Below are 13,900 nucleotides of genomic sequence, written 5' to 3' on the forward strand. Positions count from 1 at the left end.
ATTAACTCAAAATTAGCATAAACATTGAGTTTTAAAAAATTAGTTAGTGGATTTCAGTGCCAATATAAGGGCTTCTGATAATTGTCGTTGTTGCTGTTCGTCTAATGCTTCACCACTTTGGGTCTGCAAAATAAAGAAATCCTCTGCGCGCTCACCAATCGTGGTAATTTTGGCGGCTAATAAGGTGACTTCGCAACGATAAAACGTATCGCCGACCTTGGCGAGCAGGCCTGGCGTGTCCAAGGTGATTAATTCCATCATACTTGTACCATGACGAGCACTTGGTAAGAAACTCACATGGGTGGCAACATTAAAAGGTTTCATGATCCGCGCAAGTTTTCTGAACTTTGGCAGCTTCGGATTTTCACTGGCTAGGGCTTTTTCAAGCGCTTTACGAATACTTTGAATACGCGACAACTGCAAAATAGGCTCGCCATCTTGTTCTAAAATAACAAAGGTGTCGAGCGCATAATTATCTTTTGACGTCATAATGTTAGCATCATGAACATTGATATTTTTATTGTCTAATACGGTCATTACCGTTGCGAACAATTTGGGCTTATCTTTACTGTAAATAAACAGTTCTGTACCACCTCTAGTGGTGTGTTTAGACATTAACACCAATGGTTCGTCGCGATTGTGTTTTAGAATGGCTTCAGCATGCCAAGCGACCTGATTAGGTTGATGGCGTATAAAATAGTCAGACTTAAAACGTGACCACAGGGTGTCCATGTCTTTTTCTTTTATGCCACGCCTTATTAATTCTTTTTTTGCTTTAGCTTGTATCTCTTTTACACGCGCTTTTACATCAACAGGTTTTTCTTTGCCGCGCGCTAATACACGTTGAGTCGAGAAGTACAGATCGCGCAGTAATGAGCCTTTCCAGTTGTTCCAGGTTTTTTCATTTGTGGCACAAATGTCTGCGACGGTAAGGCAATATAAATAGCTCAGATGAATAGCATCGCGCACTTTGTCTGCAAATTCAGCGACCACTTCAGGATCTGAAATATCACGGCGCTGCGCGGTCACAGACATGACTAAGTGGTTTTCAACTAACCAAGCGACTAATCGACCGTCATGATCATTCATGCCATGTAATTTACAAAAGTCGATGGCATCTTTTGAGCCTAATTTACTGTGATCGCCACCGCGACCTTTGGCAATATCATGAAATATTGCTCCCAATACCAATAAACCTTTTTTAGGCAATTGATTAATTAAAATCGCCCCTAAAGGGAACTCATCTTTTTGCTCTGATTGTGAGAAACGCTCAATGTTAAGTAATAACCTGTGAGTGTGTTCATCAACAGTGTAAGCATGGAATAAGTCGAACTGCATCTGGCCTTCAATTTTACGCCAGGCAGGTAAATATGAAGATAAAATACCGTGCTTGTGCATAAATGATAATGCTTCAATGCCTCTAGGATGCTTTAAAATTTCCATCAGCACTTTGCGACAGGCGGGGTTATCTTGTAATGGTGCGGTTAGTCCCCGACGAGCATTACGCAACAAGCGAAGTGTCGGTGCGTAAATATCTTGAATATTAGAGTTTTTGGCTATCATTAGAAATAAACGCAAAATTTCTTCATTAGCGCGAGTAAATAAGTCATCGTCTAATACTTCGATGTATCGTCCACGGCGTTGAAACATGCTATTTATGGGTTGAATTTCTAAAGCTTGCGTATGCCCAAGGGTGGCGCGTTTAAATAGCTGTAACAGCATTTGATTGAGCTCCATCACTCGGCGAACCGTGCGATAGTAGCGTTTCATCATTTGCTCAACCGCCAGTTGAGTCGCGTCTTCATAGCCGAGTAAGCTAGCAATTTGGCGCTGCAAATCAAACAAGAGTCTATTTTCATTGCGATTAGCTGTGATGTGCAAGGCGAAGCGGATTTCCCATAAAAAGTTTTGACACTCTAGCAACTCTTCAAGCTCTGCTGGCGCCAGAAAATTATGTTCAACCAGTTCTTCTAATGTGGCCGCATCAAAGTGACGCATAGCAACCCATGCGATGGTTTGAATATCGCGAAGTCCACCTGGGCAGGTTTTAATATTGGGTTCTAAGTCGAAAGCACTGGCTTTACTGTGACGATTGGTTTGTTCATCTTTTTTTGCATTATAGAAATCATAAGATGGCCAAAAGTCGTGTTGACGAATATTGTCGTAAAGCAGGTCGAATAAATGTTCATTACCGGTTAATAGTCTTGCCTCAATGAGATTGGTGGCAATGGTAATGTCTGATTTACCTTGTTCAATTGTTTGCGCGATGGTGCGAACACTATGGCCAATTTCAAGGCCGGTATCCCAAAGATAGGTGATGAACTGACTTAATTGAGTCTCTAATTCAGCAGATAAAGGCTCATCATTCACTAAAAAAAGTAAATCAATGTCTGAGTGCGGGTGCAATTCACCGCGACCATAACCACCCACAGCAACCAAGGCAAGTGCGTCAGTGTTTAACGCAAAGTCTTGCCATGCTTGAGTGAGTAAAGAATCAACAAATTGACTACGATGTTTAACAATGTCAGCGATTGGATGCTTTGCTGTGTATTGCTCAACTAAGCGCTGGTTTAAGTCTACTAATGCATTTTTGGTGGCCAGCGCAGTATTCATTGAAACCCTTACTTTTTGATTAGTGATTAATGATACGAGGGAAGTCTTCTTCTTCGCGTAAAGTTAATACTTCTACACCGGTTTCGGTAACAAGTAATGTATGTTCCCATTGTGCAGAATTTTTACCATCAGACGTAGTCACAGTCCAATTGTCGTTTTTATCCAGTATTGTCGTATGTCGACCCGCGTTGATCATTGGCTCGATAGTAAAACACATACCAGGCTTAAGAGTCGTTTTGTCATTATTCTTGTAATGAACGACCTGTGGCTCTTCATGAAAACCTGAACCAATTCCATGCCCACAATAATCTTGCACGATAGAATACTTATCAAGTCCTGTTTTACTGGCTTTGATGAATTTTTCGATGGTTGTACCAATTTCGCCTAATTTTAAACCTGGACGCACCTTGCGAATAGCCAAATATAAACTTTCTTGCGCGATACGGCTTAAACGTTTGTCTTTTGCTGACACTTCACCGATTAAAAACATTTTAGAGGTGTCGCCATGATAACCATCTTTAATCACTGTAATATCAAGGTTAATCATATCGCCTTCTTTTAGCACATAGCCAGAAGGGATGCCGTGGCAGACCACTTCGTTTACCGAAGTACAAATAGACTTTGGAAAACCATGATAATTAAGCGGTGCAGAAATAGCACCTTGCTCTTCTGTGTATTTGGCACAAATGTCGTTTAACTCATCGGTGGTGACGCCTGCCTTTACAAAAGGAGCAACCATTTCCAATACCTGCGCTGCTAATTTGCCTGCGGCACGCATTTTTGCTATTTCGTCTGCATTTTTAATCACAATACTCATGAAAACTCTCTATCATTTGGCGGTCAAAATTGGCTAGTTTTATCCAAGGATTTTATGGCAAAAATTTGTATTTAGTTGCCGATTATGGTATAAAGCGCGCCGTTGTGTATAAGATCGTTGTTGTACGGTTCGAGTTAACTCGATGTCGGTTGGTGTAATTAAACGCTTATTTATAAGCATTTTAAACAAATCATCACAAAGAGTTCGGCAAACCGTAAAATATGGCGGTCATTATACATGGCAATTAACTTAAATACTAAATCACACACGTATCGACACATTTTTCGGGGTGCTTTCTAATTCATATTGAGTTTAGAGGGTCGAAAACATGGGATGCGTGGAGGTCTAACCCCTTACATTAAGGTAAATACAATGACTACTGTTTCAATGCGCGACATGCTACAAGCTGGTGTTCACTTCGGTCACCAAACACGTTACTGGAACCCAAAGATGAAGCCTTTCATCTTCGGCGCTCGTAACGGTGTACACATCATCAACCTTGAGCACACTGTACCAATGTTCAACGAAGCTTTAGCTTTCATTAGCAACGTTGCTTCTAAGAAAGGTAAAGTATTATTCGTAGGTACTAAGCGCGCTGCTGGCGAAGCTATCAAAGAATCTGCAATTTCTTGTGACCAGTACTATGTTGATCACCGCTGGTTAGGCGGTATGTTAACAAACTGGAAAACTGTTCGTCAGTCAATCAAGCGTCTTAAAGAGCTAGAAAGCCAGTCTGTAGACGGTACTTTCGACAAGCTTACTAAAAAAGAAGCGCTAATGCGTTCACGCGAACTAGACAAGTTAGAAAAGTCTTTAGGCGGAATCAAGAACATGGGCGGCTTACCTGACGTATTATTCGTTATCGGTGCTGACCATGAGCATATCGCTATTAAAGAAGCAAACAACCTAGGTATCCCAGTTGTTGCAGTAGTTGATACTAACTCTGCACCAGACGGTGTTAACTACATCGTTCCTGGTAACGACGACGCGATGCGTGCTATTCGTTTGTACACTTCATCTGTTGCTGCTGCTGCCAACTCTGGCCGTGGTCAAGATTTAGCTGTTCAAGCTGAGCAAGACGGTTTCGTAGAAGCTGTTTAATAAGGCGTGATGGTTACCATCTCCCTTATTTGCCAATAAGATAATTGGTGAACAGGGGCCTTTTGGCCCCTGTTTTATAAATGCAAAATTAGACGAATTAAATTAGAGGATTTAACAATGGCAATTACTGCTGCCCAAGTTAAAGAACTTCGTGACCGCACTGGCGCTGGCATGATGGACTGTAAGAATGCACTGACTGAAACTGACGGTGACATCGAACTAGCGATTGATAACATGCGTAAGAGTGGTGCTGCGAAGGCTGCTAAAAAAGCAGGTAACATCGCTGCAGACGGTACAATTCTAATCAAGAACGGCGACGGTTTCGCTGCACTTTTAGAAGTTAACTGTCAAACTGACTTCGTTGCTAAAGATTCAAACTTCCTAGGTTTCGCTAACGCAGTGTTAGACGTAGCTGCTGCATCGAAAGTAACTATTGAAGATCTTAAAGCACAGTTTGAAGAAACTCGTGTTGCTCTAGTAACTAAAATCGGTGAAAACATCAACGTTCGTCGCGTTGAGTACATCGACGGTGCTAACTTAGCTTCATACCGCCACGGCGACCGTATCGGTGTTGTTGTTGCTGGTGACGCTGACGAAGAAACCTTAAAGCACATCGCAATGCACGTTGCTGCTTCTAAGCCAGAATTCGTAAATCCAGACGATGTGCCTGCTGAACTTGTAGAAAGAGAGCAAGCGCTTCAAATCGAAATCGCGATGAATGAAGGCAAGCCTGCTGAAATCGCTGAGAAGATGGTTGTAGGTCGTATGAAGAAGTTTACTGGTGAGATCTCTCTTACTGGTCAAGCTTACATCATGGAACCTAAGAAAACTGTTGGCGAAGTTCTTAAAGAGAAAAAAGCAACAGTGTCTAACTTCATTCGTTTAGAAGTTGGCGAAGGTATCGAGAAGAAGGCAGAAGATTTTGCTGCTGAAGTAGCGGCGCAAATCGCTGCAACTAAAAAAGCGTAATCGCTTTTCTCTAAGTACCCTAAGACCGCAGCAACCGCTGCGGTCTTGTTATAATCAGGACGAAAATTATGAGCACCAATCCAAAACCAGCGTTTAGACGTATTCTGCTTAAATTAAGCGGTGAAGCTTTAATGGGTGAAGAAGGCTTCGGCATTGACCCAAAAGTACTTGATCGTATGGCACAAGAAGTAAAAGAGCTTGTTGAACTCGGCATTCAAGTTGGTGTGGTTATTGGTGGTGGTAATCTGTTTCGTGGTGAAGGCTTAGCAAAAGCTGGCATGAACCGCGTGGTGGGCGATCACATGGGTATGTTAGCAACCGTAATGAATGGCTTAGCCATGCGTGATGCGTTGCACCGTGCATATGTTAATGCTCGTCTTATGTCAGCCATTCCGCTTAAAGGCGTGTGTGATGACTATAATTGGGCTGAAGCAATTAGCTTATTAAAATCTGGCCGTGTAGTGATTTTTGCTGCAGGTACGGGTAACCCATTTTGTACAACAGATTCTGCGGCTTGTTTGCGCGGTATCGAAATCGAAGCTGAAGTCGTACTTAAAGGGACAAAAGTAGATGGCGTATACTCTGCTGATCCAATGAAAGACCCTGAAGCTGTTAAATATGATACGTTAACCTACGCTGAAGTCCTTGAATCAGAATTAAAAGTAATGGACCTTGCAGCATTTACAATGGCGCGTGATCATAATATGCCTATTTTAGTGTTCAATATGAACAAGCCTGGCGCACTACGTCGTGTGATTATGGGCGAAGAAGAAGGTACTGTTATTAGCAGTAAACAACCTGCTTAATCACAGAAGTAAAAAATAGTGACACCAAATAAATTAACTGTTTGAGCTGTTTTATTGCTTGTGTCATTCTTAGACTAAAGCTCAAGCACACATGAATTTGTGACAAAAAGGAAATTATTGTGATTGATACAATTATGTTAGATGCGCAAGAGCGCATGGGTAAGTGCGTAGATGCAACTAAAAACCAAATGGCTAAAGTTCGTACCGGCCGTGCACACCCAAGTTTATTAGACTCTATTCAGGTTTCTTATTACGGTTCTATGGCACCTCTTAAGCAAGTTGCTAACGTTGGTGTTGAAGATTCTCGTACATTAACGGTAACTGTTTTTGACCGTACTATGGTACAAGCTGTTGAGAAGGCCATTATGAGCTCTGATCTAGGTTTAAACCCTATGACAGCTGGTGCAACATTGCGTATTCCATTACCAGCATTAACAGAAGAGCGTCGTAAAGATTTCATTAAAGTGGTTAAAAACGAAGCCGAAAATGGTCGTATTGCTATCCGTAACGTACGCCGTGACGCGATCAGTGAAGTGAAGAAGCTTGAGAAAGCCAAAGAATGTACTGAAGATGACGTGCGCCGCAGTGAAGAAGACGTGCAAAAGCACACCGATTCATTCATCAAAAATATCGATACAATTTTAGCGGCTAAAGAAAAAGAGTTGATGGAAGTATAATCTCTCAACTTAGACGCTAGAGTTAACACGCCGTGTAAGGGTATACTACACGGCGTTTGTTTTTATAAAGGATTGCCGTAGATGTCATCTACAGTTGAGTTTGAATCAGACCCTAATGCAGATCCGGAGGCTATGTCTTCGCAATTAATGCCGGGACAATTATCTGATGTAGTTAAACAATCTCTACCAAAGCATGTTGCAATTATCATGGATGGTAATGGTCGCTGGGCACAATTGCAGGGCAAAGCTCGTGTGTTTGGCCATAAAGCAGGTGTTAAAGCCGTTCGTCGTGCTGTTAGCACAGCAAGTCAGTTAGGGATTGAATCGTTAACGCTATTTGCATTTTCGAGTGAGAATTGGCGCAGACCAGATAAAGAAGTCAGTTTATTAATGGAGCTGTTTTTTACTGTGTTGCAGCGTGAGCTAAAATTGCTCGATAAAAATCAAGTAAGGCTCAATATTATTGGTGATACCAGTCGCTTTTCAGCGCGCTTACAAAAGCAGATAGCAGCAGCCCAAGAGAAAACAGCAGCCAATACAGGGCTAATATTGAATGTTGCAGCTAACTACGGCGGGCGTTGGGATATCTTACAAGCGGCTCAAAAATTAGCCGAAAAGGTCGCAACTGGTGAAATCAACAGCAGTCAGATGACCGAAGATGCACTAAATGAACATTTGTGCATGCAAAATCAGAGCGAAGTTGATTTAATGATCCGTACTGGCGGTGATTACCGCATTAGTAATTTTGTTTTATGGCAGGCTGCATATGCCGAATTGGTGTTTACTGACACCTTGTGGCCTGACTTTGATGAGCAAGCATTTCGAGATGCCCTTGCCATATTTGCAAGTCGGCAGCGTCGTTTTGGTTTGACTGGGAGTCAAATCGAACAGATACGCGCAATATAAAAAATATTAAGAGGATTAGTTTTTGCTAAAACAACGAATAATAACAGCATTGTGGTTAATCCCAATTGTACTCGGGGCAATTTTTTTACTACCAGCAAATTTATTTGCCTGGGTATTGGTGCCCGTTTTTTTGATTGCCGCAAAAGAGTGGGGCAGTTTTATTGATCCCCAGTGCAATGCAACTCAATGGTCTTTTACCGCTACGTTAGGTTTTTTGTTAATTGCCCTTAATTTAACCGTGCCAGTGGATGTTTTGTGGTTTAAAGGCCAGTTACACCCAATGTACTTGGCAATAATTAGCATCGGTGTTTTCTGGTGGATTGTCAGTAGCTTACTGGTTTTTAGTTTTCCTAAAAGCGCAAAATTTTGGAAAACCAGCCCAATGTTAAAGTCTATGTTTGGACAGTTAACGTTAGTGCCGTGTTTTGCTTCATTGATTGCACTTAAGTCATTGAGTAATAATGTTGACCCTTATTATGGTGGTGCATTAGTCTTTTTGGTGATGTTGGTGGTTTGGGCTACCGATACTGGAGCCTACTTTGCGGGGCGTAAATTAGGTAAGCACAAGTTAATGCCTAGCGTTAGCCCTGCTAAAACACTAGAAGGCTTAGCTGGCGGTTTATTAACTACGATGATAGTGGTTGCTGGCGTAATGTATGTCGCCCCAGAACAAGAACTTGGCTTGTTGGTTGTGGTCACGTTAGTGACAGCATTAGCATCTGCATTTGGTGATTTATCTGAAAGCATGTTCAAGCGTGCTGCCAACATCAAAGATTCGGGGACTATTTTACCAGGCCATGGCGGTATTTTAGATCGTATCGATAGCTTAACTGCTGCATTGCCCGTGTTTACCTTTATCTATATCGCGATGTGGATGTAATGTCGATGCAAAATATGGTGATACTAGGAGCGACAGGTTCCATTGGCGCAAGCACTCTGAGCGTGATAGCAAGTAACCCTGCCGAGTTTCATGTCTATGGCTTAGTTGCCAATGCCAGTGTTGATAAAATGCTCGCCCTGTGTGTTAAGTATCAACCACAATACGCTCATATGGTCGATGAGGCTGCTGCTATGCAGCTAAAAGCTCTATTACCTTCACATAGTGCCACTCAAGTCACCACAGGCGCAGAAGCGCTAAATGCGTTAGTTACCGACAGTAAAACAGATACCGTGATGGCTGCCATTGTTGGTGCTGCTGGACTCGTGCCGACATTTGATGCCGTAAAGGCGGGTAAACGCGTGCTGTTGGCTAACAAAGAAGCGTTGGTGATGTCTGGCGAACTGTTTATGAATACCGCTAAAGCTTCTGGTGCAACAGTGTTACCCGTCGACAGCGAACATAATGCTATTTTTCAATGTTTACCTCAGCAAGTACAAGACCAGCTTGGTTACTGTGATCTTAATGGCAATGGTATTTCGCATATTTTGCTAACGGGATCAGGTGGGCCTTTTCTTCATACCGATTTAACCACCTTGAGCACCATGACACCGGCTCAGGCGTGTAATCACCCTAATTGGTCTATGGGCCCTAAGATTTCGGTTGATTCGGCCACTATGATGAATAAAGGTTTAGAGTTTATCGAAGCTCGTTGGTTGTTTAACACCCAAAAAGACCAGCTAAAAGTGGTTATTCACCCTCAGAGTGTTATTCATTCAATGGTGCAATATCGAGATGGTTCAGTGATTGCGCAAATGGGAAATCCCGATATGCGCACTCCAATTGCTCATTGTATGAGCTATCCGCAAAGAATTCAGGCCGGTGTTGAACCTTTAGACTTTTTCAAAGTCGGAGAATTAAGCTTTTGTGAACCTGACTTTAGTCGTTTTCCTTGTTTACGCTTAGCGATGCAAGCTTGCGAACAAGGGCAAGATGCGACAACAGTGTTAAATGCGGCTAACGAAATTGCCGTCGATTCATTTTTAAAAGGTCAGATCCGTTTTACCGATATCGCTGATGTTAATCATCATTGTTTAGACTCAGTGCAACAAACACGCTTAGCCAATATTGAAGATATTTTGCAGCTTGATGAGCAAGCGCGCAAAACGGCTAAATCGGTTATTAACGCACTTAATTAATTCAGGGAAATGATGATAGATTTTTTTTGGAGCCTTGGTTCCTTTATCGTGGCATTGGGCATTTTAATTACCGCCCATGAATACGGTCATTTTTGGGTTGCTCGTCGTTGTGGTGTCAAAGTAGAGCGTTTCTCTATCGGTTTTGGCAAGGCAATTTGGCGCAAAGTGGGTCAAGACGGCACCGAATACGTGGTCGCGATGATCCCATTGGGTGGCTATGTCAAAATGCTCGATGAGCGTGTTGAAGACGTACCAGCAGAACTTGCTGACCAAGCATTTAATCGTAAAACGGTTTGGCAACGAATTGCTATTGTCTCAGCTGGCCCCATTGCCAATTTTATTTTTGCTATAGTTGCTTTATATATTATGTACTTAATCGGTACACCATCGTTAAAGCCTGTTATTGATAGCACTAAATTAGACAGCCCCGCAGGCATTATTAATGTCGTTGAACCGCAACAGATTATTGCGGTGTCAGGGCAGAAAGTTCGTACGTGGGAAGAAGTGAATTTAGCCTTAGTAGGGCATATTGGTGATCCCAGTATCGAATTAACCTTAGCCCCCCTTGCCACGCTATCGAGCATGGATATGCCAACGAAAACGGTAACATTAGATACAAGTGCTTGGATTTTTGACCCAGAAAAAACGTCGCCTATTATTTCGCTTGGTTTAGGCATATTCCGCCCAGGGATTGACCCTACCATTGCCTTAGTGTCGGCCGAGAGTGCGGCAGAGCAAGCCGGAATAAAAGTCGGAGACAAATTGTCAGCGATTAATGGTCATCCTTACAGTGATTGGAAAGCTTTTGTCGATGTGGTACAAACATCTGCAAATGAAACGATAAACATGACATTGATACGAGATGGGCAAGTGATCAATGTTGATGTAACACCTAAAGCACAACAAAACTCAGATGGGGAAACCATTGGTATTGTTGGCATTAGTCCTACTCAAGCGCCATGGCCTGACAATATGCGCTTTGATCTTGAGTATGGCATAGTAGATTCTTTCATCGCCGCGACTGATAAAACATGGCAACTTGTTGTGGTCAGTTTCAAGATGATTGGAAAATTATTTACCGGCGATGTGTCGGTGAAAAACTTAAGTGGTCCTATCTCGATTGCACAAGGCGCAGGCGCCAGTGCAAGTTACGGTTTAGTATACTTTCTTGGGTTTATCGCGCTCATCAGCGTTAACTTAGGCATCATTAATTTAATGCCTTTGCCAGTGCTTGATGGTGGACACTTGCTGTATTACTTTGTTGAAGTGATTACTGGTAAGCCTGTACCTGAAAAGGTGCAGGAAATAGGTTTCAGGTTTGGCGCAGCTTTGCTGCTAATGTTGATGGGTGTCGCCCTATTCAACGATTTTGCCCGACTCTGAGCAAGGACAGACTAATAATTAGAAGTGCTCTATGAGATTGAATAAAATTTTTGCCTCGATGTTATTCGTCGGCGCGTCTTTTTCAGGGAATGGTTGGGCAGAGTCTTTCCAACCTTTTGAAGTGACCGACATTCAAGTAGAAGGTCTGCAACGAGTTGCTCTCGGTGCGGCGCTATTAAACTTACCTGTGAAAATAGGTGACACGATAGATGAAGTTAAATTACAGCAAGCAATTAAGAGCCTATATGGCTCAACTAATTTTGAAAACATCAGTATAAGTCATGAAAATGGCATATTGTATGTAGCCGTAAAAGAACGTCCAACCATCAGTATTATCTCGTTTGAAGGTAATAAAGACATCAAAGACGAACAGTTACAAGAAAGTCTTGATGGCTCTGGTGTTAAATCTGGTGAATCATTAGATAGAACTATGTTGTCAGGCATCGAAAAAGGTCTGCAAGATTTCTATTACGGCGTAGGTAAATATGGCGCCAAAGTTGAAGCGCAAATTATCAACTTACCGCGTAACCGTGTTGAACTTAAATTTAAGTTTACTGAAGGTTTAGCCGCAGAAATTCGCCAAATTAACGTAGTAGGTAACACAGTATTTACTGACTCAGAGCTTATCAGCATGCTTGAGCTTAAAGACTATGTTGCGTGGTGGGATTTATTCGGTGAACGTCGCTATCAAAAGCAAAAGTTACAGGCTGATTTAGAAACCATTAAAACCTATTATCACAATCAAGGTTATATCCGCTTTGAAGTGACTTCAACGCAGGTTGCGATGACGCCAGACCGAAAAGGTTTGTACATCACAATCAACGTTAATGAAGGCGAGAAATACAAAGTTAAAGAAGTTAACTTAGTCGGCGACTTAATGGGCCGTGAAGAGTTAATGACATCTATTTTGCCAATTAAAGCAGGCAATATGTACAACGGTGCTGATGTGACATTCACCGAAGAAATGTACAGTAAATATTTAGGCCGCTTTGGTTATGCTTACCCAGAAGTGAAAACATATCCTGAAATTGATGACGAAAATAAAGAAGTTGTATTAAACATCAATATTAAACCAGGTAAACGTGTTTATGTTCGCTCTATCAATTTCACAGGTAACACTGTGACCAAAGATGAAGTGATGCGTCGAGAGTTACGTCAAATGGAAGGTGCTTGGTTAAACTCAGCACAAATTGAACAGTCTAAAACTCGTCTTAACCGCCTAGGTTACTTCGAAACAGTAGAGACCGAGACCGTTCAAGTACCTGGTAGTGACGACCTTGTTGACGTAGCCGTAACGGTAAAAGAACAGCCTTCTGGTTCGTTCAACGCTGGTGTTGGTTATGGTACTGAATCAGGTGTTAGCTTGCAGTTTGGGGTTGAGCAAAATAACTTCCTCGGAACGGGTAACCAAGCTGGTTTTAGTGTTAATACTAACAAGTATTCAAAAAGTGCGACCTTGTCTTATACCGACCCATACTTTACTAAAGATGGTGTGAGTTTAGGCGGCAGTGTGTACTGGAACGAGTTTGATGCTAATCAGGCTAACCTTGAACGTTATAAGAATAAATCTTATGGCGTAGCACTTAACTCAGGCTTCCCGATTAACGAATCTAACCGTTTAAATGGTGGTATTGGTTATCGTCATAATACGATTTCTGAAATTTCATCATATGAACAAGCTGTTCGTTTTTACAATATTTACCGTGAAAACGATGAAGTGGATTCAGATTTAAGTTTTGATAACTTTGAATTGACCGCAGGTTGGTACCGCAGCACGCTTAACCGCGGCACATTCCCAACAGATGGTTCGTCTCAGCGACTAAGCGGTAAAATGACGGTTCCAGGATCGGATTTACAATATTTCAAAACCGATTTTGATACTAACTTCTATTTCCCGTTGACCCGTCAGCATGGATTTGTGTTGTTAGCTCGTGCGCATTTAGGTTACGCAAATGGTTATGGTAACTTTAATGATAATGAGCAAATTTTACCATTCTGGGAGAATTACTACTCAGGTGGTTCAAGCTCATTGCGTGGGTTTAAATCTAACTCTGTAGGTCCGCGTTCATTCTACCTATACCGTGGTAGTTCAGCGTGTTCGCCAGATCCATCGGGAGATGGTTGTAGCTTGCCTGGTGATGTTGACGCTGTTTATGTGAGTGAAGGTAACTCTATTGGTGGTAACGCGATTGCCACAGCAAGTTTAGAAATGATTGTACCAACGCCATTTTTAGATGAGGCTTACACCAACTCAGTGCGTACCAGTTTCTTCTTAGATGCCGGTAACGTATGGGATACCGAGTTTGATTATGATGGCTATCGTTATTTGCCAGCAGATCAATTCTCGCAGTTAAGTGATTATAGTGACCCGTCGCGTATTCGTGCGTCATGGGGTATGAGCGTGCAGTGGCTATCACCAATGGGTCCAATGGTGTTCAGTTTAGCTTGGCCGATAAAAGAATATGAAGACGATGACACAGAGATTTTCTCGTTCAATATTGGCAAAACGTTCTAAAACAAATACACTCGGCAGGTTTTGCTGATAACAACAA

At 42.1% G+C, this 13,900-nt stretch carries 11 protein-coding genes; 9 read left to right on the top strand and 2 right to left on the bottom strand.

The features are described from left to right. Positions 1-39: 39 nt before the first annotated feature. Together glnD and map are read right to left on the bottom strand one after the other, a co-directional pair. A complete protein-coding gene (gene glnD, locus IEY40_RS19465; RefSeq protein WP_268244208.1) occupies positions 40-2,640 on the bottom strand; it encodes a bifunctional uridylyltransferase/uridylyl-removing protein GlnD in 2,601 nt (866 codons plus the stop codon). Continuing rightward, a complete protein-coding gene (map, locus tag IEY40_RS19470; protein ID WP_188959203.1) occupies positions 2,633-3,430 on the bottom strand; it encodes a type I methionyl aminopeptidase in 798 nt (265 codons plus the stop codon). Before map ends, glnD begins: the two co-directional genes overlap by 8 nt. 372 nt (positions 3,431-3,802) lie before the next feature. Here map and rpsB point away from each other — a divergent pair, with 372 nt between their 5' ends. The 9 genes from rpsB to bamA all read left to right on the top strand — a co-directional run bounded on the left by rpsB (position 3,803) and on the right by bamA (position 13,863). Continuing rightward, positions 3,803-4,531 (top strand): 30S ribosomal protein S2, encoded by a 729-nt coding sequence (gene rpsB / locus IEY40_RS19475; RefSeq protein ID WP_188922121.1) that lies wholly within the window; start codon positions 3,803-3,805, stop codon positions 4,529-4,531. 117 nt (positions 4,532-4,648) lie between these two features. After that, positions 4,649-5,500: a translation elongation factor Ts gene (tsf, locus tag IEY40_RS19480; protein WP_188959205.1), complete on the top strand. Its 852-nt coding sequence runs from the start codon at positions 4,649-4,651 to the stop codon at positions 5,498-5,500. Positions 5,501-5,568: 68 nt separating this feature from the next. Then, a complete protein-coding gene (pyrH, locus tag IEY40_RS19485) occupies positions 5,569-6,306 on the top strand; it encodes a UMP kinase (protein WP_188959206.1) in 738 nt (245 codons plus the stop codon). A 134-nt stretch (positions 6,307-6,440) separates the two neighbouring features. Further along, a complete protein-coding gene (gene frr / locus IEY40_RS19490; RefSeq protein WP_283108111.1) occupies positions 6,441-6,983 on the top strand; it encodes a ribosome recycling factor in 543 nt (180 codons plus the stop codon). 81 nt (positions 6,984-7,064) lie between these two features. After that, entirely contained in the window at positions 7,065-7,889 is an 825-nt protein-coding gene (gene uppS / locus IEY40_RS19495; RefSeq protein WP_188959209.1) for a polyprenyl diphosphate synthase, read from the top strand. A 22-nt stretch (positions 7,890-7,911) separates the two neighbouring features. Next, positions 7,912-8,769 carry a phosphatidate cytidylyltransferase gene (locus IEY40_RS19500; protein WP_188959211.1) on the top strand — a complete coding sequence of 286 codons (858 nt, stop codon included), beginning with the start codon at positions 7,912-7,914 and terminating at the stop codon, positions 8,767-8,769. A 5-nt stretch (positions 8,770-8,774) separates the two neighbouring features. Next, on the top strand, positions 8,775-9,965 hold the full coding sequence (gene ispC, locus IEY40_RS19505; RefSeq protein WP_188959246.1) for a 1-deoxy-D-xylulose-5-phosphate reductoisomerase: 1,191 nt from the start codon (positions 8,775-8,777) through the stop codon (positions 9,963-9,965). Positions 9,966-9,977: 12 nt separating this feature from the next. Continuing rightward, positions 9,978-11,348 (top strand): sigma E protease regulator RseP, encoded by a 1,371-nt coding sequence (rseP, locus tag IEY40_RS19510; protein ID WP_188959213.1) that lies wholly within the window; start codon positions 9,978-9,980, stop codon positions 11,346-11,348. A gap of 31 nt (positions 11,349-11,379) precedes the next feature. Then, on the top strand, positions 11,380-13,863 hold the full coding sequence (gene bamA, locus IEY40_RS19515; protein WP_188959215.1) for an outer membrane protein assembly factor BamA: 2,484 nt from the start codon (positions 11,380-11,382) through the stop codon (positions 13,861-13,863). Positions 13,864-13,900: the final 37 nt, after the last annotated feature.

This window comes from Shewanella ulleungensis (assembly GCF_014648315.1).
GTDB classification, from domain to species: Bacteria; Pseudomonadota; Gammaproteobacteria; order Enterobacterales; family Shewanellaceae; genus Shewanella; species Shewanella ulleungensis.